25 protein-coding genes and 3 pseudogenes are annotated in these 20,366 nt (G+C 55.8%); 9 read left to right on the plus strand and 19 right to left on the minus strand.

Annotation, left to right across the window (positions count from 1 at the left end):
- Window positions 1-23: 23 nt before the first annotated feature.
- The 7 genes from SPBM01_RS01825 to SPBM01_RS01855 form a co-directional block, all read right to left on the minus strand.
- Window positions 24-968, minus strand: a complete 945-nt coding sequence (locus SPBM01_RS01825) for a J domain-containing protein (RefSeq protein ID WP_188063748.1) — start codon at window positions 966-968, stop codon at window positions 24-26.
- A gap of 48 nt (window positions 969-1,016) precedes the next feature.
- Window positions 1,017-2,375 (minus strand): phage terminase large subunit, encoded by a 1,359-nt coding sequence (locus SPBM01_RS01830; RefSeq protein WP_188063749.1) that lies wholly within the window; start codon window positions 2,373-2,375, stop codon window positions 1,017-1,019.
- 406 nt (window positions 2,376-2,781) lie between these two features.
- Window positions 2,782-3,138 (minus strand): helix-turn-helix domain-containing protein, encoded by a 357-nt coding sequence (locus SPBM01_RS01835; protein WP_188063750.1) that lies wholly within the window; start codon window positions 3,136-3,138, stop codon window positions 2,782-2,784.
- Window positions 3,139-4,256: 1,118 nt separating this feature from the next.
- Window positions 4,257-4,808: a hypothetical protein gene (locus SPBM01_RS01840; protein ID WP_188063751.1), complete on the minus strand. Its 552-nt coding sequence runs from the start codon at window positions 4,806-4,808 to the stop codon at window positions 4,257-4,259.
- A gap of 190 nt (window positions 4,809-4,998) precedes the next feature.
- On the minus strand, window positions 4,999-5,415 hold the full coding sequence (locus SPBM01_RS01845; protein WP_188063752.1) for a hypothetical protein: 417 nt from the start codon (window positions 5,413-5,415) through the stop codon (window positions 4,999-5,001).
- A complete protein-coding gene (locus SPBM01_RS01850) occupies window positions 5,415-5,939 on the minus strand; it encodes a hypothetical protein (RefSeq protein WP_188063753.1) in 525 nt (174 codons plus the stop codon). Before SPBM01_RS01850 ends, SPBM01_RS01845 begins: the two co-directional genes overlap by 1 nt.
- Complete coding sequence (locus tag SPBM01_RS01855) at window positions 5,936-6,376, minus strand: hypothetical protein (protein WP_188063754.1); 441 nt, start codon at window positions 6,374-6,376, stop codon at window positions 5,936-5,938. The genes SPBM01_RS01850 and SPBM01_RS01855 overlap by 4 nt, the downstream gene beginning before the upstream one ends.
- A gap of 287 nt (window positions 6,377-6,663) precedes the next feature.
- Between SPBM01_RS01855 and SPBM01_RS01860 the strand changes: the two genes are divergently transcribed.
- Complete coding sequence (locus tag SPBM01_RS01860; protein ID WP_188063755.1) at window positions 6,664-6,873, plus strand: hypothetical protein; 210 nt, start codon at window positions 6,664-6,666, stop codon at window positions 6,871-6,873.
- A 46-nt stretch (window positions 6,874-6,919) separates the two neighbouring features.
- On the opposite strand, the gene SPBM01_RS01865 is transcribed toward SPBM01_RS01860, so the two are convergent.
- Window positions 6,920-7,342: a hypothetical protein gene (locus SPBM01_RS01865; RefSeq protein WP_188063756.1), complete on the minus strand. Its 423-nt coding sequence runs from the start codon at window positions 7,340-7,342 to the stop codon at window positions 6,920-6,922.
- Window positions 7,329-7,808, minus strand: coding sequence for a hypothetical protein (locus SPBM01_RS01870; RefSeq protein ID WP_188063757.1), 480 nt, complete (start codon window positions 7,806-7,808; stop codon window positions 7,329-7,331). The genes SPBM01_RS01865 and SPBM01_RS01870 overlap by 14 nt, the downstream gene beginning before the upstream one ends.
- 133 nt (window positions 7,809-7,941) lie before the next feature.
- Here SPBM01_RS01870 and SPBM01_RS01875 point away from each other — a divergent pair, with 133 nt between their 5' ends.
- Together SPBM01_RS01875 and SPBM01_RS01880 are read left to right on the plus strand one after the other, a co-directional pair.
- Window positions 7,942-8,466 carry a tyrosine-type recombinase/integrase gene (locus SPBM01_RS01875; RefSeq protein WP_188063758.1) on the plus strand — a complete coding sequence of 175 codons (525 nt, stop codon included), beginning with the start codon at window positions 7,942-7,944 and terminating at the stop codon, window positions 8,464-8,466.
- 86 nt (window positions 8,467-8,552) lie between these two features.
- Window positions 8,553-8,942: a hypothetical protein gene (locus tag SPBM01_RS01880; RefSeq protein ID WP_188063759.1), complete on the plus strand. Its 390-nt coding sequence runs from the start codon at window positions 8,553-8,555 to the stop codon at window positions 8,940-8,942.
- A 160-nt stretch (window positions 8,943-9,102) separates the two neighbouring features.
- On the opposite strand, the gene SPBM01_RS01885 is transcribed toward SPBM01_RS01880, so the two are convergent.
- Window positions 9,103-9,456, minus strand: a complete 354-nt coding sequence (locus SPBM01_RS01885) for a DUF2958 domain-containing protein (protein ID WP_188063760.1) — start codon at window positions 9,454-9,456, stop codon at window positions 9,103-9,105.
- Between the two features lie 168 nt (window positions 9,457-9,624).
- Between SPBM01_RS01885 and SPBM01_RS01890 the strand changes: the two genes are divergently transcribed.
- On the plus strand, window positions 9,625-9,804 hold the full coding sequence (locus SPBM01_RS01890) for a hypothetical protein (RefSeq protein WP_188063761.1): 180 nt from the start codon (window positions 9,625-9,627) through the stop codon (window positions 9,802-9,804).
- A 65-nt stretch (window positions 9,805-9,869) separates the two neighbouring features.
- Here the strand turns inward: SPBM01_RS01890 and SPBM01_RS01895 are convergent, their stop codons facing one another.
- Both SPBM01_RS01895 and SPBM01_RS01900 read right to left on the minus strand, forming a co-directional pair.
- Window positions 9,870-11,495 (minus strand): recombinase family protein, encoded by a 1,626-nt coding sequence (locus SPBM01_RS01895; protein ID WP_188063762.1) that lies wholly within the window; start codon window positions 11,493-11,495, stop codon window positions 9,870-9,872.
- A 47-nt stretch (window positions 11,496-11,542) separates the two neighbouring features.
- A pseudogene (locus SPBM01_RS01900) lies at window positions 11,543-12,052 on the minus strand (glycosyltransferase); the annotation flags it as partial.
- Window positions 12,053-12,353: 301 nt separating this feature from the next.
- Here SPBM01_RS01900 and SPBM01_RS01905 point away from each other — a divergent pair.
- Window positions 12,354-12,533 carry a hypothetical protein gene (locus SPBM01_RS01905; RefSeq protein WP_188065889.1) on the plus strand — a complete coding sequence of 60 codons (180 nt, stop codon included), beginning with the start codon at window positions 12,354-12,356 and terminating at the stop codon, window positions 12,531-12,533.
- A gap of 31 nt (window positions 12,534-12,564) precedes the next feature.
- On the opposite strand, the pseudogene SPBM01_RS01910 reads toward SPBM01_RS01905, so the two are convergent.
- The 4 genes and pseudogenes from SPBM01_RS01910 to SPBM01_RS01925 all read right to left on the minus strand — a co-directional run.
- Window positions 12,565-12,780, minus strand: a pseudogene (locus tag SPBM01_RS01910) (low affinity iron permease family protein); the annotation flags it as partial.
- A gap of 655 nt (window positions 12,781-13,435) precedes the next feature.
- Window positions 13,436-14,629, minus strand: a complete 1,194-nt coding sequence (locus SPBM01_RS01915; protein WP_188063245.1) for an IS91 family transposase — start codon at window positions 14,627-14,629, stop codon at window positions 13,436-13,438.
- Window positions 14,630-14,633: 4 nt separating this feature from the next.
- Window positions 14,634-15,539, minus strand: coding sequence for a tyrosine-type recombinase/integrase (locus SPBM01_RS01920; RefSeq protein WP_088189994.1), 906 nt, complete (start codon window positions 15,537-15,539; stop codon window positions 14,634-14,636).
- A 155-nt stretch (window positions 15,540-15,694) separates the two neighbouring features.
- Window positions 15,695-15,916: pseudogene (locus SPBM01_RS01925) on the minus strand (low affinity iron permease family protein); the annotation flags it as partial.
- A 64-nt stretch (window positions 15,917-15,980) separates the two neighbouring features.
- Here SPBM01_RS01925 and SPBM01_RS01930 point away from each other — a divergent pair.
- The 4 genes from SPBM01_RS01930 to SPBM01_RS01945 all read left to right on the plus strand — a co-directional run bounded on the left by SPBM01_RS01930 (window position 15,981) and on the right by SPBM01_RS01945 (window position 19,426).
- Entirely contained in the window at window positions 15,981-16,307 is a 327-nt protein-coding gene (locus tag SPBM01_RS01930) for a hypothetical protein (protein WP_188063764.1), read from the plus strand.
- A gap of 146 nt (window positions 16,308-16,453) precedes the next feature.
- The gene (gene sucC / locus SPBM01_RS01935; protein ID WP_188063765.1) at window positions 16,454-17,653 is read left to right on the plus strand and encodes an ADP-forming succinate--CoA ligase subunit beta; all 1,200 of its coding nucleotides are present in this window, start codon (window positions 16,454-16,456) and stop codon (window positions 17,651-17,653) included.
- 97 nt (window positions 17,654-17,750) lie between these two features.
- Window positions 17,751-18,500 (plus strand): electron transfer flavoprotein subunit beta/FixA family protein, encoded by a 750-nt coding sequence (locus SPBM01_RS01940; protein ID WP_188062383.1) that lies wholly within the window; start codon window positions 17,751-17,753, stop codon window positions 18,498-18,500.
- Window positions 18,497-19,426: an electron transfer flavoprotein subunit alpha/FixB family protein gene (locus SPBM01_RS01945; RefSeq protein ID WP_188063766.1), complete on the plus strand. Its 930-nt coding sequence runs from the start codon at window positions 18,497-18,499 to the stop codon at window positions 19,424-19,426. The genes SPBM01_RS01940 and SPBM01_RS01945 overlap by 4 nt, the downstream gene beginning before the upstream one ends.
- A gap of 67 nt (window positions 19,427-19,493) precedes the next feature.
- On the opposite strand, the gene SPBM01_RS01950 is transcribed toward SPBM01_RS01945, so the two are convergent.
- From SPBM01_RS01950 to SPBM01_RS01960, 3 genes are all read right to left on the minus strand, one after another.
- A complete protein-coding gene (locus tag SPBM01_RS01950; protein WP_188063767.1) occupies window positions 19,494-19,697 on the minus strand; it encodes a hypothetical protein in 204 nt (67 codons plus the stop codon).
- 103 nt (window positions 19,698-19,800) lie between these two features.
- Complete coding sequence (locus tag SPBM01_RS01955) at window positions 19,801-20,001, minus strand: hypothetical protein (protein ID WP_188063768.1); 201 nt, start codon at window positions 19,999-20,001, stop codon at window positions 19,801-19,803.
- A gap of 79 nt (window positions 20,002-20,080) precedes the next feature.
- Window positions 20,081-20,296 carry a cold-shock protein gene (locus SPBM01_RS01960; protein ID WP_188063769.1) on the minus strand — a complete coding sequence of 72 codons (216 nt, stop codon included), beginning with the start codon at window positions 20,294-20,296 and terminating at the stop codon, window positions 20,081-20,083.
- Window positions 20,297-20,366 lie beyond the last annotated feature (70 nt).

Here is a 20,366-nt window from a genome sequence, read left to right on the forward strand (position 1 = left end):
AGCTATCCCATGGAGTTACTGCCTCAATTGGCAGCATTGCTCGAAAGAACGATCTCTTCAATAGACTGAATTGCCAACTGCTGAATAGTAGAGCTACGATCTTGCGCTAGATAGCCCATGCCAGCGTCTAACGCATAGAGGCTCTCTCTATTTTTCGGATCAGTAATCACTGAGAAGTATTGGTTTATAGGCATCCCAGAGCCGTTTGTGACGCTTCTATCCACATATGCGGCAGCATAGTTAAATGCTGAACAAAAGTCGAAATCTCGCCATTTTCCCGACTGAAGTGCAGCCGCATGACATTTTCGACTGTATGCTTCTGCACCAACCATGCCGCTTGATTTTAAAATGCGGTCAAATTCTTTTGCAGCTTTAAGTATATTTCTTTCATCAACATTGTCTTGACTGGCGCTATCGTTGCTGGGCGCAGATTGTGTGATATTCTCTGACCCGTCAAACGGTTCGCTTGCAGTCGTGAGATTAGCTTCATTCGAGGCTTCGGATGACGTCTGCGAAGCGGCATGTTCCGAATTTCCATCGTTTGATTTGTCGGTCGAAACGGCGACAGCGTAAATGCAGGCCAGCACGATCGCGACGCACAGGATCCCCACACTCTTATCAATCCGGGTTGATTGTGGACGCTGGGTAGCTTTTGCCTGCTGTGCAGGCTTGGGAGGCTTTGGCGTGGGTTTTGGCTGCTCGGTTCGAGCATCAGGCTTCTTTGGTTCAGCTTTCGCGCTACCACGCTGTGACGAATTACGAGCTGTCCTACGAGCGTCATATTCCGCTCGCCTTTCGGCGTTGCCAATGACGTGAAATGCCTCGTTGATTTCTGCGGCACGGGCGGTCGCATTTGAGCTTTTATTGGTATCCGGGTGATATTTGAGCATCAACGCTTTGAACGCTGCTCGTATCACGACCTCATCGGACAAAGGTGAAACGCCCAGAATTTCGTAATAGTCTTTCATCGATCCCCCACGTTTGGACCGCATACGGGATAGGTGGTAAGGGGCAAGTTAATTCCGCCACATACCACCGCTGCGCTTCACGGTCAGGCTGCCACCGCCACCACTCAGCTTCATCAATTCCGTTAGACCCCAGACAAGTGCATCCATGCGGTCAGGGGATTTCTTTGTTTCCGGCTTGTAGTCACACATTTGGCCTTCAAGTTCTTTGAAGCTATCTGTGTGGAAGACCTGTCCCTTCAAATAAAGCATCTGGACAGGTTCAGCGCGCAGGATTTTGCCGCGTGTCGCATTGACCATCTTGACCGGGATATTGCGGCGATGGGTACGAATGGTGTGTTCGACCATTTCGCCGCCGTAGTTCTTTTCCGCGACAACAAGGTCAGCATCCCACTTGTCATACATTTTGGATACTTCTGCTGCCCACTTCTCAGGCGTTCCCTTGATCGAAGCATCCTCAAGAACGTAGGCATGATTGTCCCAGCCCAACCCGACAACCACGATGCCGGTGTAGTCGCTGTTATTGCCCGATGAACCAGCAGGATCGACCGCGACGATGATGCGGACAAGGAAGTCCTTATTGACCTCTTTGTATTTGAACATGCTCTTGCGGAAGAGCGCATTAGGGTTGTCGTCGCGCCACTGACCAATGAGGAAGCGGCTTTCCATGTTGGGGGAGCCGTCATAACGCTCTGCTAGGTCTTCAAGGTAGCTCTCTTCCAGATTACCGGCGTTTTCCTGAGCCGGGAGAAACAGGCTCTTCCACTTGGGCTTGGCCTTATCGGTGAAAGGCTTGCCCGATGTGGGATGCACGTTGTCGATGAATGTGCGGTGTTCCCAATCTGACTTTAGATCAGGATTGCAATCAAACAGCATCAAGGCGCGGCTCATGACCGGCGAACCATCTGGATAGAAAACGGGCTTGCCGTTCCTGACCATCTGCGCACTGTCGGCCATACGAGACGCAAGCTGCTGGACTATCTCGTAGTCATCAATCTCGTTACATTCGTTGATCCACGCGGTAGCGTATTGCGCACCGAGAACCTTGTCGATGCGAGTAGGATCAAGCCCCTCAAAGAATATCTTGGACCCGTTGTGAAACTCAACGACATTATCGGCTTTGGCGATGCGGCTAACAAGGTCACGCTGCCAAGTCGGATACAGCATGTCCATAATTTCGGGGAACGTGCCGTGGAACAGGTGACTGTGACAGCTACGCAGCGTCTTACGAAAGATCGCATGTTTGGTGCCGGGATACGCAATCGCACGATTGACGATGATAGAAGTCAGGATAGCGGACTTGCCTGAACGCGAAGGCCCAAAGGCAAGCAAGTTCTTCACATGCGGGTCATTCCACGCAATGTTTGTGAGCTTTAGCTGGGATGGGTTGATATTGAATGTCTTTGCCATCGACTAATTAGCCAAAGGCAAGATATTCCGTGCTGTGGTGTCACTCTTTGGTTGGAATATAGACTCAAAGACAGCATAAGCTACGAGAAGGAGACGTAGCTATGTGGAGCAATTTCAAGCCTTGGTCGTATGCAGAAGTAGCAGTGATCTTTGCGGTCGCTGTTTGCGCGGTTCTCTCAACCGGCGCTTAAACGACAGGCAGCAAAAAGCCCCGGAGTGATCCGGGGCTTTCGTGGCGATTCATCTGCTTAACTGGTAATGCTCCCTTACGGCTTGCTGCCCAGCGTTCACATCATTCCGGCCCTATAGAATTCTACGGGAGGAACCCTGATGATGCAGCAGAAGCCTGAGCGATCCCGCGACAAACGGACCAAAGGAGTTTTGCAGCAGCCTTCTTGCCCGATATTTAGTCATACTCGCCGTTGAGGATTTTCCCGACGGTGGACTGCGCGATGCCTAGCTGCTTGGCTATCTTATCCTGAGATAGCGCAGCGCTCGACGCCTTCACGATATCCACCATTTCCATCGTCACACGACGACGCGGACTGCGCGTGTGAGCAACAGGCTTCTTGCGGGGCTTCGGTGGTGTAGCGGGCTTCTCAGGGCGCTTCTTTTTGGTCACGACCCGAACAGGCTTGCCGACTTTCTCGCCACGCTGATGCGCTCGCAACTGGTCTAGGCCGACAAGCTCAACATGCTCGCTGTAAGGCTCAGATAGCGCTTGGTCGTGGAAGGCTTGGTATGTGGGGAATTCTTCGGTCATGCAGTAACTTATCTGATGACCATTCCGGCAACCCGGATGGCTGACGAACTCAGTTTTTGGAAGTGAGTCTATATTTTTGAGCAGGGTGTCTGCGCTATCGGGTCACGATTGGAAATCTGAATACCCTAAGTATAATTCCGCGCATCCACAGCCCGCACAGGAAAGAGGGGTATACCCCGACCTTGGTTCACCATACCATACGCATGACCATAATCTAACACTATAGCCGATGACTGAAATCGCAACCAAAGAGTGACAAAAGAAATATCTTTTTATCTTTGCGACGAACCGTTGTGGAGAGTAGCAGTCTGGGAGCGGTATCTACCTGCTCGCATTACTACAATATCAACAATAGCATCGTATTACCAAATAGCGACATATCTTTGATGTTGACAAAATATATCTAGTGGTGAGCAACAGTCGAAAAGGTATGGTTTTCGTATATTATCCCTACCTCCAATGAGTGGTTGATTTGACATGCAGTGATGTTATGTAGAGTAGGCTAAAGTGTAGGCATTTTTCCTAGCGCGAAAAGCGACTTGGCATCACTCTTTGGTTGATTAGGCTATAGGCTCTGCTACTGTTAAGTTGCAGGAGTACGACACCCATGAATGTCGTAGAATGTGGGTTGAACAGTCTGGTATTGTTCCTGCTTTGCACTCGCAAAAGTAGAAATCTGTAGATTGCAGCGAAATAGTCTGAGCAACTATATTACTCTTGCTCTCGCATACGACTTTGCGATTATTGCTCACTATCTAAGAACCATTCGCAGATAAGGAAATCTGTAGATTGTGGCCCAAACAGCCCAGATAGCTGCGGTCCCCGTAGATGCCCTGTAAAGCCCTCTAAGCACCGAGAGCTACCCGACTAGCGTAGGGTGCAGGAATTGTTCTCATAGACGCTCTACGGGCATCGCAGAACAAGATAGCCCGATAGGATCGGGGGTGATGATCTATCGGGCTATCGGGCAAAGCGACCGTTGCTTGCAAACTGCTTTAATGCCGCACACCATAGGATGCGACTGAAAAACGACTTGATACAAGAAAACCCCTCCAACGAATTAGAGGGGCTTCTTATTAGCGGTGATTTGAAAAACATTCTTCAAAAGTGCCTTCTACTTATTCCTCTTCGTCAGGGTCGGACTGGTCCTCAATGATCGTGCCGGGAATAGAACCGAATGACCAATCTGGCATGGCTACTGGCTGCACGGTGACATTGTGGTCAACCGACGAACTGTCCGCATACGCCTTACGGTTCGATCGAGCAGCAATCCACTTGATGTTGTCGGATAGCAACTTCTTCATCGCATCGCTTAGGCCATCCTCATACGGGATTTCATATAGGCGCTCGACCTGAGCATGTTGGCCTTGAGCGCAGGCAGCGGCGAGGTTCTTGTCGAACTCGTCATCCATAGCTGCGAGGTTCCTGACAGAGCCGGGATTGACGCCAATGGATCGGCACACGCTGGTCAGCAACTCGCCCCCACGAATGCGGAACAAGATGATCTCGCGATGCTCCAGACTGATCTTACGCCATCCATCGACTTCGCTCTCAGCTAGGTTACGGTCGGCTAATGCCGCTAATACCTTGCTGCCCTCTGCCGTCTTGGCAGCACAATGGATCGCTCTCTTGGAAGGCTCGTCTAATGGGGTGAGTTTTTTCTGCGCCATACAGCTATTTACCCACTCTGGTCGGCTCATTCGTCACCAGACATTGGATCACTGTTCCTGGGTTTAGCCTAGATGCCAGCAAACATTGGACCATGGGGCTGTCTGAGGGTTTCCTGACCCTATGCGGCCTGTGGATAAGTCTGTGGATAAATGGAAAAAGCCCACCAGACTTAACCAGTGGGCTGCTCCTTTATTTGCCCCCGAACGTCAGCTTGAACAGGGTAGCAGTCTCGCTATCGTCAATTGCGATCACAACATAGCCACGACCATAGAAGTCATCTGAGTAAGAGAGAATATGATCTAATGCCCATTTCGGTGTGCATCCTTTTTCGTCATATTGCTTGTTTAACCATTCCCCCCAAACCTCATTTTGCATACCATCACTAACAGCATATAAATTGATCATGCCTACGCTATTGATGATTGAATATCCCTCTTCAATCATCTTCTTGTATCCATCTTCTAACTCTTCTGGAGCAGGATAAAGCTGGGGATCAATGCTACATTCAAATAAGTGGACGCTGATTTTTACCATCTTCTTAGCTGCTCGATCAAAGCGATCTTCCAAGCGGGTATTTCGATATGTGACGAGGGGAGTGTTGCTCATTATGCGGCCTCCCATTCTGCGCGAAATTGTCCGGCGGTTTTTGCGTAGGTGATCGCCTTGGGATTATCGAAACGGATACGACCAACGACCCAGCCATCTGCTGTCAGGGCTTCATAGGAATATCGGTTTTTGTCGGCCCACTGCTTGACGGCACATGCCTCAAATACGAGTTCTGACCACCAACATCCTAGCGCATACATACCTCGCTGCATTTGCTTCCGCGTGTCGCTCTTGCCGAACTTGCTCATGTCGAGCGTATGGTTTGCCATAGCTTCCCAGAAGTTCATGAAGAGGTCTTTGCTCTCATCGGCCAGCGAGATAACGAATATCGAAGGCGTCAAGCTGTCTTGCCTTACCGTCACATGGAAGCCGCCTTGTTTCAGGAAGATCGCTTCGAGTTTATGCCAGGCGTTCATAAACTCGCTGCTGATGACCTCCTGTGCTTTTTTGGTAATCCGGTGCGGCTGCAAAAGGATGTCGATCTGCCCGGCAAGCAGAATGTCCTGAGTGAAATTGTCCATCATGCGGCCTCCTTCTTATCGAAGGCCAGCTTGAACATCAGCGCTTGTTCAGGCTTTGTGAACGTCACCAGAACTTCTTCGGTGCGCCTGCTGTAGGACTTTGCATCAACGCTGTAGCGGAACTTTGCTTCCTTGGCCGTCCTGAGTGCAATCGTGCGTTCGGCGGCATCCTTGATGCGCTTGTGATAGAACTGCTTTTCGAGGCGCTTTTTATCAGCAGCCGTCATCAGCTTCAAAGGCTGTGGCAGTCCTAGTCCGAGATACCAGTTTTGGGTCTTCCCTTGGTCGTCTACATAGACGTTAAAGCCCTTTGCGCTGTAGAAGTCTGCGAACTGGTCGCGCAGTCTTTCGGCTGCACCTTCTTCGCCATACATTTGCTCTTGATCGAGTGTCGCGAAAATGTCGTCCTTGATCGTCAGAGCAATCGTCTTATCGTCCACAAACCTAAACATTCTAAACTCCCTTTGCTGTTTCATTCCATAGGCTGACTTCCGTTCGCGTCTGGTGAAACTGCATATGGTCCATGTTTTGGTATCGGTCAATGGTATTTTGCAATGGTGTGGTCGATTGATGGTTAACGGGTTATGGTCGGCGCATTGGTGTGCTGTTATTGTGTCAACGGGAATTGGTTGAAAATAATCAGTGTCAACGGTTTTGTGGCCCCTTGCGCCGGGTTTGGTCTGCTATAAATTGGGCTTGGCAACAGCGCCGATAGAAAGGAAGTCCAATGATCGTGCATGGTAGTGAGACGTATCGGGATGGGGATTTGCAGTTCCTCATGGAACAGGATGGTCGGGAGTATCGCTGCGGGGTAGCGAGCTATATCCTCGATAATCCTGATCGGGATAACGCGGCTGCAACATTGGCGCGGAACTGGTCGCTCGTGAAAGACGGCTTCAATAAGCTGGTCGGTCCTGCGTATCATCGACTGGCCTAAGTGACATCGGGCAGCGGGGGGGCTGCTCAATCCAGTTTCGGTCCAGTCATCGCTTGAATTCCTGAAATCTCAAGCATTCCGCCTTTAGCTCTGCGAATGTATCTTTGAGGGCAGTGGGGTTGTCGCAATCGTCCCATAGTTCGCTGAGTTGATCGGCGGTGAGGATCAGGTTCCAGCGCAGTCCGATGCGGAGACGATATTCGTCCTGGGTGCAAACGAATGTCTCGACCTTGACGCCTAGCGCCTTGGAGAGGCCACGCTCGACATCGAAACATTGGGCGTCAGGTGGAACGCTGCTCATTCGTCGTCCTGCAAGCGATGCTTGCGATCTTGTCGTTCGGCTTCCCGCTGTTTGGATCGGGTGGCACAGTATTCGCAGTTCGGTGACGGACAGCCCCATTCCCATTCTTTGAGCTTTTTCCAATGATGCTTGATTTTGCGATGAAACGATCTGCTCACGGCTGGGCATCCTCACCGGGACGCTTCCACATCGCCAGCTTGAACATGATCGCATCGTTCTTATCCGCAAATCGGACCAGATAGCTTTTGATGCCACGCTGTAACGATGCTCCCCATGCTTCACGGGTGATGCCCGCATTATTGACGCCTCCCTGAATTGCGATCCTATTCAGCAATCGGCGGCTGCATGTTGCCGGTGTTCCCAACACAGTGATGTGAATGCGCTCATTGCTGTCGGTTTGGATTAGCGCTGCGCGCTCGGCCTCTTCTGTGACCTGATGATCGTCACCGGACTGGATAGCATCTTGTTCAGCGGCTGCGATTTTAGCTGCTCGCCATTCCTCGATCGACAGCCCGTCGATTGTTTCAACGGTGCTGATTATGAATTTACCAGATGCAACGCTCTTCAGGTATTCGGCTACATCGTCATATTCGAGAGTGTTGACATTGAACTTGAATGGATAGAGGTCTTGCATATTTCAACTCCTGCAATTTGTTTTTCGTCGCAGGTATTTATCGAGAGACAAAAGGTCCGGTTTTGAGTCACTTTATGGCTGACGCCGGAATCAAAAGGCTGCAACAGTGTTGAGCAACAAAGGAGTTCAACACATGCAAGCGCCGATTTTGGATGAAGAGCAGTTTGCTACCGTGCTGCAATTTGCTCGCAATATGCAGCGCGCACCAATGTATAGCTTGATGATCTTGCTTTCTAAAAAGCTAGGTCTGCGCCCGATGGAAATCGCTGGTCTGGAAACAAGCTGGTTCGTAGGTCAGTCGCTTCGTATCCCGTTGGGACATTCTAAGCGCAAGCAAGGGCGCACTTTACCCGTAGATCAAGAAATCCTGACCGCACTCGATAAGCACATGCAGGGCAGGGAAGGGCGCATATTTCGCAATGCTGCTGGGGACGCTTTCACAGCAAATGGTATCTCTGAGGCTATTCGACGCATTTACCGACTGTCCGGCGTTCAGGGTAGCTGCTACTCAGGTCGTCGGACGATGGCGACCAACTTAGTTGATAACAAGGTTAACATTTTGGTGGTTCAAAAGCTGCTAGGGCATTCCTCGCCGGTTACAACAATGAACTATGTTGGAGTTTCTGAGCGCATGATGCGCGAAGCACTTTTTGGATAAAGTCACTTTTTGGTTGCACTAGGTATCAATTGGGCTTTTATGTCCTCAAACGCAGCGCGTGGTGCTGCACATTATGGAGATCGAACATGGCACTGGATTGGAAGAAGACCGTACAAGCAGCAAGCAAGGTCGAGGGCTTTAACGCTTCGGCACAGCGCGCCCCTAAGACGGCTCAGGAAGTCGTTGCTGCCGCGATTGACCGTCAAATCGAACTGTTCAACAAGCCCAAGACGGAAGGCCGTCGCTGGTTCGAAATAGTCGGTGACAACGTGGGCTTCGCTATCCGCTACGCTAACTCGCCGTTGAAGCTCGTCGGTGACGAAACGAAGGTCGTCGTGCCGAAAGCGCAGTTCGTTGAGGTCATGGAAGCCATCAAAGCCGACATTCTCAAGGGCGATTTCAAAGCGCAGTTGGACGCCGGTGAAGCCAAAGTTCGCACCCGTGCAGAGAAGATCAAAGGTGTGAAGCGCAAGTAAGCGCCTAACCCGACAACAAAACGGCTCGCCAGCGATGGCGGGCCTTTTTTGTGACTGCGCTACCTTGTGTTCGTGGAGAAAGCTGGACCATTTCTGACCCAGCTTCCCCTTTGGCAATCAGCCTAAAATGACGAAAACCGATTGCCTGCTATTTAACAGCTTATGCCCGAATTGCCCCTGCGGACCTCGCTTGTGCTGCATATTCCGATAGCGTGTGCTTGGCCGTCCAGTAGCGATCCTGTTCTATATGAAGCCCACCGGGCAGCTTAACGGCAAACACTTCCTCAAGCGAAATGTAGCCGAGTTCGGGATAGCCCGTGTCCGATAATCCGAAGGCCAGGCCATCGTTATCGCACTCCGTGAGAAGCCATGTCCCTATGCCCAGCGGGTTAAACAGTTTGACTACCGGGTTGTAGTCTCGCTCCTGAGAAGTCCCTTTGAGGGGCAATTGCTCTTCCCAATTTATGATTAGCTGTTGCAGGTCGTCGGGTCGGATATGATCTGTCCATTCCATTGTAGGCACGTCCTTTCTGGTTGAAGTGCCTCAGGACATGCAAAGCCATTTGGGCTGGAAATCAACCAAATTACGACTACAGACTGGAAATAAAGAGTGATACAAAGTTCACTCTTTGGATGACTGCTTCCCTGACTGAAAACATACAGTTGGGGAAGGAGACAACAAATGCAGATCGACCTCAACGCACTTGCTAATTTTGTAGAACGGACGCTCGATTGCAGCCCAGACTTCGAGGATGATGCTTTCGCTTTCGACTTCCAAGACCATCGCATTTACTGCGAACGCAAGCGTTACTGTTTTGATCTGCACGTTGGTTCAGAAGTGCTGCAAATACCGCGTCACTGATCCCCGTCGAAGCCCACACAGAACAAAGAAGCCCCGGCATGTTGTGCAGGGGCTTTCTTGTGCCTTCAGTTTAAGATCGGCTCACAGGGTGTCGATGCACCTTCCAGCATCGTCCCTGCTTCATCGAACATATACCATGCGCCACCTTCCAACGAGATTTTGAATGTGCCGTTGGAGTAGATTTCGATCCTGTCGATGAGGCGGCGCAGCGCAACATTGGTTCGCGTCCGCGCATCAAAGCGGACTTCCTCGTCCTTGCTGTTGATAGCATCGCGCAGAAGGTCAATGGCTGCGGTGTCAGCAGACTTGTCAGGCATTGCGGCTTGAATCCCGCGTTGCCTTCTAAGTTCAGCTATTTCCAACGTGAGGGTTTCAATCTCCGCCTCTACCTTCATCGAGCGCGTAGCTAACGCTTTCGGGGCAATGCCCTCCGTGATGGCATCAAGTATGTTGTCCAGCGCCTTTTGCTGCGCGTCCAGTTTGTGCTGCGCCTCGGCTATCTGACGGTCAAAGGACGCAAGCGCGTTGTTTATGTTCCCGTTGTCCGCAATGACGGGAAGCAGTTCATCCAGCACCGTGCTTTCTACAACGCCGTAGTGGATGGTCGCATTGTTGGTGCAAGCATTGTCCTTGTAACGTGCGTCGTTACAGCGCAGCCAAGAATAGTGACGCGGTGGCCTCTTTTTGTTGACCATCGTGCGGCGTTGGATGACCGCACCATATCCGCAATGACCGCATTTAGTGATTCCCGAAAACAAGTTCTGCGCTCGCTTTCGTTCATCGCCGCCTAGCGTTGTCCGATCTTTCCGAACCGATAGCGCCTTGTGGAATGTGTGGGCATCTACGATCTGCGGATAATAATCTGTCGAAAGCACTTCGCCTTTGAGCGTTACATATTCGCCGATCACTGCCGGGCTGGTCAGCAGCTTGTGCAGGTAGCGAGGCGTCCAGTGCTTCTTGTCCTTATACCGTTTTTCGATGGACCAGCTTTTCTCGCCCAGACCATTCAGGCGATCAATTATCGTCAGGCTTCCAATCCCGTTAACATACCAATCGAATATCTGGCGGACGAGGGCTGCTCGATGCTCGTTCGGGACATAGACGCCTCCCTGAATGTCGAGCCATGAAGGACATTGCTTGCTGTATGCCGTCTTGTCGCCGTTTGCGATTGCCGTGTGAATGCGCGTCCAACCTGCATTCGAGAGGCGGCTTTTGTTCAAGCTCTCCTCATGGGAGGTCTGGGCCTTAATGATGAGGCCGAAAACGTCCATCAGGTCAGCGTCGTTTCCCGCTTTGTAGAGGTGGTTGTCATGATAGGTGGCGACATCAACACCGGCTTCATTAAGCGCCCATACGAGACGCGCAGCGGCTTTTGGGCCTTGTCGGGATAGGCGTGACACATTCTCGCAGACTAGCACCGCGCCATTTTCAAAATGGCCCTCACGCGCTTTGCGCTCGAATTCGTACAGGGCTGAACCATCCTCGCGGTTCGCCCCTTTGAATGCGGACTTAGCCTCGTCCGTCATTTCCTCAACCACTGTCCAGCCGTGTTGGTCGGCGTGGGTGCGCCCGTAAGTAAGCTGGCGCTCGATGCTGTGTCCGTCGCGCTGGCCGTGCGAGCTAAAGCGTGCGTAAAGGTAAGCTGGCTTAGTTTCGGTTGCGGCAACTATATGCGAATTGTGTTTGACCATGTTTCCTGACCTACGCGGAATTGCGTTGCCATTTCGTTTACAACCGCAACGACATGCTCGGCATCATGCAGCACGATCGCTTTGTAGCGAAAGCCTGTGTTGCGTTCTTCCGCGACCATTGCCCGCCACAGGACGTTCAGGCAATCCGGCTTGGTCGTCGGGCCGAAATGTGGATTGGCGCATAGGATCAGGCGGGGATCATCCTGCGCGATGGGCGCAATCGCGTCGATCGTGGCGCGGTCATTGGGATAGACGCCGACGAAGATGCGATAGTCGGCCTGTCCCCATTGCCCCAGCGCATAGCGTAGCATCGGCCCGATCACGTCCGCTTCGCCCCAGGCGGGGATAAAGATGGCGATCCGCCCTGGCCGCGACGAAGGCGGCAGGCTCGCCGTCGTCATGCGGGAATGGCGGGTGTAGACGGTCAGGTCGCGCCAGCTTTGGCGGCACAGGAACAGCAGGTCGATGATGAGGTCGTCCAGCCCGCCAATGGCAAGGCCGACGACCGCGAACAGCAGAACTTCATGGTGCAGGGTAGCCAGGCCCGTGACGAGCATGTCCCACGGCATTTCCCCCAAGGCGTCCTCCCCCTGTCCCAACTGCCGTCCCGGCCCCTGTCCCGGCAAGCGCAACGATGCCATTCATGCCCGATGCTTCCAAGCCTTTTGCGTATTTTACATGCGATATTATAGCGGGCAGCCGGTTTAGGCGGTGCGCCGGGGCGCCCATTTTACCCGTTCGTCGGGTTCGCCAAGGTAAAAAACCTATGCTATACGGTCATCGTTGCTGTTGCGTTTCTTTGCGCAGCCGCGACCAAGTCGACCAATTCTCTTGGCACATTACCGGAGGAGGGCGAATATGAGTATGGAGACGGACGTCAATTATCTGCTGCATCGTCAGCAGATGTCTTTGATCCGCGCGCAGGCCAGTCCTTCGCGACAGGGACGGGTGGCCTATGAAGGGCTGGCCCGGCGCTATGCCCAGCAAGTAGACGAATATAAGCAGGAAAATGAACGGCTGATCGTGCGCGCGCACTGATCGGTTATCGGGTGCGCTGGTCGGGCGGCCGTCATCGCCGTTCGATCAGCCGCTCTATGGCGCGCCGATGATGTGCGTCGTCCCCGCAATCCTGTTCCAGCACCGACTTGATCCGTTCCAGTTCGGCTTCGGTCAGATGTTCGATGCCAATGAAATCGTTGCGCGCCTTGTCCGCCGCGCGGATCAGTTCGTCCAGCTTGGCCTGAATGGCCGACCCGTCGCGATTTTGCGCATTCTGGATCAGGAAGCAAGTCGAAGGGTTGTAGCAAAAACGCGAGGCGAAACATCCGCAGTTTTGCGAGGTTTGTGAAAAAATACGCGAATGTCCGACTTGGGTGGAAAGCGGTCATTAACTCAGAGCCGCTAAATGGCTCTGCGGAGGCCTGTAGAATGGCGAGATCATACACCAAAACGGACAAGTTCCTGCTGGCGGGAGGCGCTCTAGGTTTCGCTGCGTCGCGCATTATTCCCGTTCCAAAGCCTGTGCTGATTGTCGTCGGAGTCATTGTCGGCCTTTTGGCTCTCTGGCTTTCCGCGAGAGCGTTGATCCGAAGACGAAGGGAAAAGCTAGAAGATCGAGACGCTGCATGGAATGCGTTCGTTCAATGTGAAGGGTTTCGGGCGCTTGCGTACGAAAGCCTCCAGTGCAGGAACCCGCGGGCCCCATGTGCTGGTCTATGGGTAAAAAGGCTTTGGGATGGTGCTGGCGGGTAAGCGCTGCCGATCCAGAAGTGCCGCTGCTGGTCCGATCAACGTGATTTCGTGCGGCGTCAGATTGCTAGGTGCGTTTGTTTTGCTGGCCGGTGTGCCCTGGGCCCGGCGTAATTCTATGATGGGCATGCACTGGGTCATCGGCCAGGACACCATGGGCGTGACCGTCATGCAAGGCGAGCCATGCCGGATCATGGCGCATGTCTCCGGGCGGGCGGCGCTGGCTGCGGCGGAGCGCGCGGTTGGTACCAGCGGACGAGGGTTTCGACGATAGTCATATGCCCGCCGCAACATGGGCATGGCGGTCGATGATCGGGCAGCTTGTCGGGCTCGGGTTCCTCGATCGGCGCAGCAACGCCCAGCAGCCTGCGGGCGAGCGCCATGGCCTCCTTGTGCGTCGAACTGGCGAGCAGACCGTAATGCCGGATACGGTGGAAGCCACGCGGCAGGACATGGATCAGGAAGCGGCGGATGAACTCGTCGGTCGCCAGCGTCATGACCTGCTGGCGTTCGGCCCCGTCGCGGCGATAGTCCTTATAGCGGAAGGTCACGCCGGTCTCGTCGAAGCCGATGAGGCGCCGGTTCGAGATGGCGACACGGTGGGTATAGCGCGAGAGATAGGCCAGCACCGCCTGCGGCCCTGCAAATGGCGGTTTGGCATAGACCACCCAGCGCTTCTTACGGATGGGCGACAGATATCGCAGTAAGGCCTTACGCGAGGCCAGGCCCGCCAAGGCGTTGAAGAAGGCCAGCTTCCCAGCGTCGAACAACGCCAGCAGGCGTGTGAGGAACAGTCGGCGGAACAACGCGCCCAGCACGCGCACCGGCAGTAGGAAGGCTGGACGTGACGAGATCCAACGCTTGCCGTCCAGCGTGATACCGCCGCCGGGTACGATCATGTGCACATGCGGGTGGTGAGTCAGTGCCGATCCCCAGGTGTGCAGGACGGCGGTGATGCCGACCCGCGCGCCGAGGTGTTTGGGATCGGCGCCGATGGTCAGCATCGTGTCCGCAGCTGCGCGGAACAGCAGGTCATAGACCACCGCCTTGTTCTGCCAGGCGATGTCAGCGATCTCGGCGGGCACGGTGAACACGACGTGGAAGTAGCCGACCGGCAACAGATCAGCCTCGCGCGCGGCCAGCCAGGTGCGCGCTGCGGCGCCCTGACATTTGGGGCAATGCCGGTTGCGGCAGGAGTTATAGGCGATCCGCCAATGCCCGCAGTCGTCGCAGGCCTCGACGTGGCCGCCCAGCGCGGCGGTGCGGCAGTTCTCGATCGCCGTCATGACCTTGAGCTGGCCGAGACTGAGATGCCCGGCATGGGCTGCGCGATACGCTGGCCCGGCGCTACGGAAGATGTCGGCGACCTCGAGTGAGGTGCGCACCGGTTCAACCGGGAGGACCCCTGCCTTCCATCACGGCAACGATCTGGTCGAGCGGACTGGCCACCGCCCGCATGGTCTTGCTCGAAACCTGAGTATAGATGCCGGTGGTGTTGATGTTCACGTGTCCCAGCAGGACCTGGATGACGCGGATATCGACACCCTGCTCGAGCAGGTGAGTGGCGAACGAATGCCGCAATGTGTGCGGGCTTACCCGCTTGTAGATCTCGGCGCGCTCAGCTGCTTCCTGCACGACGCGATGCAACTGGCGCGCTGAGACCGGATCCGTGCCGTTGCGGCCAGGGAACAGCCAGCCATGCGGCAACATCACTCCGCGCCGCTTGCCTTCGCGCCACCATTGGCGAAGCAAATCGAGCAGGTGCGGTGAGAGCATGGCGTTGCGATCCTTGCGTCCTTTGCCCTGCTCGACACGGATGATCATGCGCTCGCTGTCGATGTCATCGACCTTGAGGTGGGCAACCTCCGAGACGCGCAGGCCCGCGCCATAGGCAACGCTGAGGGCTGCTTTGTATTTGATGCCTGGCGCAGCCTCGAGCAGCCGCGCTGTCTCCTCAACGCTCAAAACCACCCGCAATTTGGGTGTGAAGCGAACGACGACAAGCCCCAGCGCCATCTCCGGTCGCTTGAGAGTTATACTGAACAGGAAGCGCAGTGCCGATACGGCTCCATTGATTGTTGCCGGACCAACGGCGCGTTCATGCTGATCAATCTGAAAGCGCCGGAGGTCTTCGATCGTGGCCGTATCGGGAGGGCGACCGAGAAACGCGGCAAATGATCGGACGTGCCGGATATAGTCCTTCTGCGTGTGCTCCCCAAATCCACGCATCGTCATGTCCTGCAACATACGCTCGCGCAGTGAATTGTTCGGGGTCGGGGAAGTGATGGCATCCATGGTGAGTTCCTTTCCGTTGAAGGAACTCCACGGTCGCGAGGCGACATCGCCGCTCGCAAAGCCTGAACAATACTACGCTACGTCACCCCAAGCGACCCTCCCGCGGAGCGGGTTCGTGCATTGGTCGTTTGTGGTCAACGCCGTTAGGTGGTCTAGGCTGAGCGAATATGGTTAACGCTATTCCTTAACAGGAATACCATCAGGAAGGTGATGATGGTCGTGCCGGTGTTGATGACCAGTTGCCATGTGTCCGAAAAGCCGAACAGCGGCCCGGTGACGATCCAGCACAGCACTGTTCCTGTCGCCAGAATGAAGGCTAGCGGTTGCCCCGCCCAGCTGGCGATGCGGTGCGAAAGTGCGGCAAAAAACTTGTCCATCTGCATCCTGTCTGATCGCGCCGCATTTATGCTGCGTTAAGCCATGTCTTGCCATGAGAGAGGAATGACAGCCATCGCTTTCCACCGCCTGCTCGCCGCAGCACCTGCTTTCCTGCTGGTCGCGTCCTGCGCCAGCATTTCGCCCGAATCAAAGCTGCGCGCAGGGCTGATAGAGGCTGGCCTTTCGCCGCGCATGGCAGGCTGCATGGCCACGGACATGGCCGACCGGCTCGGCCTGATGCAGTTGCGGCGGCTCCAGTCGCTGGCTTCGCTCCGCAAGTCACACATGGGCGACATGACTCTGGATCGCTTCCTCTACAAAGTGCGTGCGCTGGAAGATCCCGAGATATTCCTGGTATCGAGCAAAGCGGCGATCCGCTGCGCAATCTAGCCTGATTTTGCAATAATCGGGCGATCCGCTTCGCAACGCTTTTGCAATTTTGCAAAGTGCATTTGCGAAATCCATCTTTTCAACGCCGGGTTGCTGTGCTTTAGCCGTCGTCATAACGGTTCGACGCAAAAAGGACGGCTTGCCCCATGAACATCCATGAATATCAGGCGAAAGAATTGCTCGCCAAATATGGCGCGCCCATCGCCGCCGGTCACGCCGCCTTCACCGTCGAGGAAGCCGTCGAGGCCGCCAAGAAGCTGCCCGGACCGCTCTATGTCGTAAAGTCGCAGATCCACGCCGGTGGCCGTGGCAAGGGCAAGTTCAAGGAATTGGCCCCTGAAGCCAAGGGCGGCGTTCGCCTCGCCTTTACCCTGGATGAGGTCAAGGCGCACGCCACCGACATGCTGGGCAATACGCTGGTGACGATCCAGACCGGCGATGCGGGCAAGCAGGTCAACCGCCTGTATGTCACCGATGGCGCTGACATCGACAAGGAATTCTACCTTGCCCTGCTGGTCGATCGCGGCAGCAGCAAGATCGCCTTCGTGGTGTCCACCGAAGGCGGCATGGACATTGAGGAAGTCGCTCATTCGACGCCTGAAAAGATCCACAGCTTCTCGGTCGATCCCGCAACCGGCTTCATGGCGCACCATGGTCGTTCGATCGCCGCTGCGCTGGGTCTGTCCGGCGATCTGGCCAAGCAGGCTTCCAAGGTCGCGGCGTCGCTCTACGCTGCTTTCGTCGATACCGATGCCGAGCAGATCGAAATCAATCCGCTGGCGCTGACCGAGCAGGGCAATCTGCTGGTGCTGGACGCCAAGGTCGCTTTCGACGGCAACGCCATGTTCCGTCACAAGGACATTGCGCAGCTGCGCGACCTGACCGAGGAAGATGCGGCAGAAGTCGAAGCCTCGAAATATGACCTCGCCTATATCAAGCTGGACGGCAACATCGGTTGCATGGTCAACGGCGCGGGCCTGGCCATGGCGACGATGGATATCATCAAGCTGAATGGCGAATTCCCTGCCAACTTCCTGGACGTAGGCGGCGGCGCCACGACCGAGAAGGTGACGGCGGCGTTCAAGATCATTTTGCAGGATCCGGCGGTCAAGGGCATCCTGGTCAACATCTTCGGCGGCATCATGAAGTGCGATATCATCGCCGATGGTATCGTTGCAGCGGCCAAGGAAGTGAACCTGTCGGTTCCGCTGGTGGTTCGCCTGGAAGGCACCAATGTCCAGCAGGGCAAGGATATTCTCGCGGCTTCGGGCCTGGCCATCGTCCCGGCGGACGATCTGGGTGACGCGGCACGCAAGATCGTGGCGGAAGTGAGGAAGGCAGCCTGAGGCCGCTTTTCACCTGAACTGAAACCATAAGGGGTGCGGGTGGTCCGGTAACGGACTGCTCGCGCCCGTGTTGGCGTTTCTACTGGAGGATGTTGCAATGAAGATCCTTGTGCCTGTGAAGCGGGTGATTGATTATAATGTGAAGCCGCGTGTTAAGGCGGACGGGACGGGCGTTGATCTGGCCAACGTCAAGATGAGCATGAACCCGTTTGACGAGATAGCGATCGAGGAAGCGATCCGCCTGAAGGAAAAGGGCGTGGCGACCGAGGTGATCGCCGTGTCGATTGGTGTGGCGAAGGCGCAGGAAACCTTGCGCACGTCGCTCGCCATGGGTGCTGACCGGGCGATCCTGATCCAGACCGACGAGGATGTCGAGCCGCTGGGCGTGGCCAAGCTGCTGGCCAAGGTGCAGGAAGAGGAAGGCGCTGGCCTGATCATCCTGGGCAAGCAGGCGATCGACGATGACAGCAACCAGACCGGCCAGATGCTGGCCGCGCTGCTGGGCTTGCCGCAAGGCACGTTCGCCAGCAAGGTCGAGGTTGCCGACGGCAGCGTTTCGGTGACGCGCGAAGTCGATGGCGGGCTGGAGACGGTGAAGCTGTCGCTGCCCGCGATCATCACCACTGACCTGCGTTTGAACGAGCCGCGCTATGCCTCGCTGCCCAACATCATGAAGGCGAAATCCAAGCCGCTGGCGCAGAAAACCCCCGCCGATTATGGCGTGGACATCAGCGCCCGGCTGGAAACGCTCAAGGTCGTCGAACCGCCCAAGCGGACGGCGGGCGTGAAGGTCGCCGATGTCGATGAACTGGTCGCCAAGCTCAAGGCCATGGGAGTAGCCGCATGAAAACGCTGGTATGGGTTGAACATGAAGGTGGCGCGGTCAAGGACGCGACGCTCTCGGCCGTCACCGCTGCATCGCAGCTGGGCGAAGTGCATCTGCTGGTCGCTGGCGAAGGCGTCGGCGGCGTGGCCGAGGCGGCTGCGCAGATTGCGGGCGTGGGCAAGGTGCATGTCGCCGACGACGCGGCCTTTGGCCATGCGCTGGCGGAGAATATCGCGCCGCTGATCGTGGAACTGATGGGGCATCATGATGCTTTCGTCGCGCCGGCCACGAGCAATGGCAAGAATATCGCGCCGCGTGTCGCTGCGCTGCTGGACGTGATGCAGCTGTCGGACATTCTTTCGGTCGAAAGCGACGGCACGTTCACGCGGCCCATCTATGCGGGCAATGCGATTGCCACGGTTCGCAGCAAGGACGCCAAGAAAGTCATCACCGTGCGCGGCACCGCGTTCGAGAAGGCGGCGCGGGACGGCGGTTCGGGCGTGGTCGAAGCGGTGGCATCGACCGGGGACAAGGGACTGTCGTCCTTTGTCGGCGCAGAGATCGCCAAGCTGGAGCGTCCCGAACTGACCAGTGCGAAGATCATCGTGTCGGGTGGCCGGGCATTGAAGGACGGGCCGACGTTCGAGGAAGTGATCTTCCCGCTGGCCGACAAGCTGGGCGCGGCCGTCGGTGCGAGCCGGGCGGCAGTGGACGCAGGTTATGTGCCGAACGATTATCAGGTCGGGCAGACCGGCAAGATCGTGGCGCCGGAAGTCTATGTCGCGGTCGGCATTTCCGGGGCGATCCAGCATCTTGCCGGAATGAAGGACAGCAAGACCATCATCGCCATCAACAAGGATGAGGACGCACCGATATTCCAGGTGGCCGACATCGGGCTGGTCGGCGATCTGTTCAAGATCGTGCCGGAGCTTACCAGCAAGCTGTGAGGCTGCGTCGGACAATAGGAAAGGGCGCGGCCAGCGATGGCCGCGCCCTTTTGCGTGTCCGAAAAGATTAGTTGGGGAGGGGGCGGTTCAGGCCAGGGGTCGTGCTGGTCACGACCGGGGTCGACAGGCTGTCGCTCTGGTCGGCCAGATTGGCCTTTGCGTCATTATAGCGGGTGACGAGGTCGTTCTTGAATTCGGTCAGCTTGCCGTCGTCGTACAGTTTCTTGCCGACATAACCGGCGATGGCGCCGAAAATCAGGGTGCGGATCATGATATGCTCCTTGTTTGGGGTTCGGGAGCATAACTGGCGGCGCGGCGGGGAGTTCCCGCAGGCCAAAACTGTGCGACGGAGCGAAGCTGTCGCGGGCCGGATGTCAGGCCTGATGCAGGTCCGGGGTCGCGGCGGCAGGGGCTTCGCGGCGGGCGCGGTTCGCGTCGGCCAGATCCTGCCGCTCTGCCATGGCGAGGAAGCCGGCTTCCGAACGGAGGCAGCGGTCGCGGACATTATCCAGCGTTGCCGCGTCAGCAGCGGTGCGGGCCTGCGCGGCGAGCGTGCGATAGTCGGGATTGGCCATGGCGGGGTTCCTTCCAGTGGCGGGCAGAAAAAGCGACGGCCGGGGTGCGGAAACGCACACCCGGCCGACACCTGTCAGATTATTCGGCGTGCGAGATGTTCACAGCCGCCATCTTGCCGCGACGGTCCTGCTCCAGTTCATAGGAGACGCGGTCCTTTTCGCGCAGCGTGGCGAGGCCAGCGCGCTCGACGGCGGAGATGTGAACGAATGCGTCAGCGCCGCCATTGTCGGGGGCAATGAAGCCATAGCCCTTGTCGGCGTTGAAGAACTTGACGACGCCAGTGATGGTGCTCATGAATATATTCCTTCTTTCTGGGCGGCGCAGCCCGTGTGGATACGCCGGATTGCTAACGGGGCAGGGAAAG

The organism is Sphingobium sp. KCTC 72723 (assembly GCF_014280435.1).
GTDB lineage: Bacteria > Pseudomonadota > Alphaproteobacteria > Sphingomonadales > Sphingomonadaceae > Sphingobium.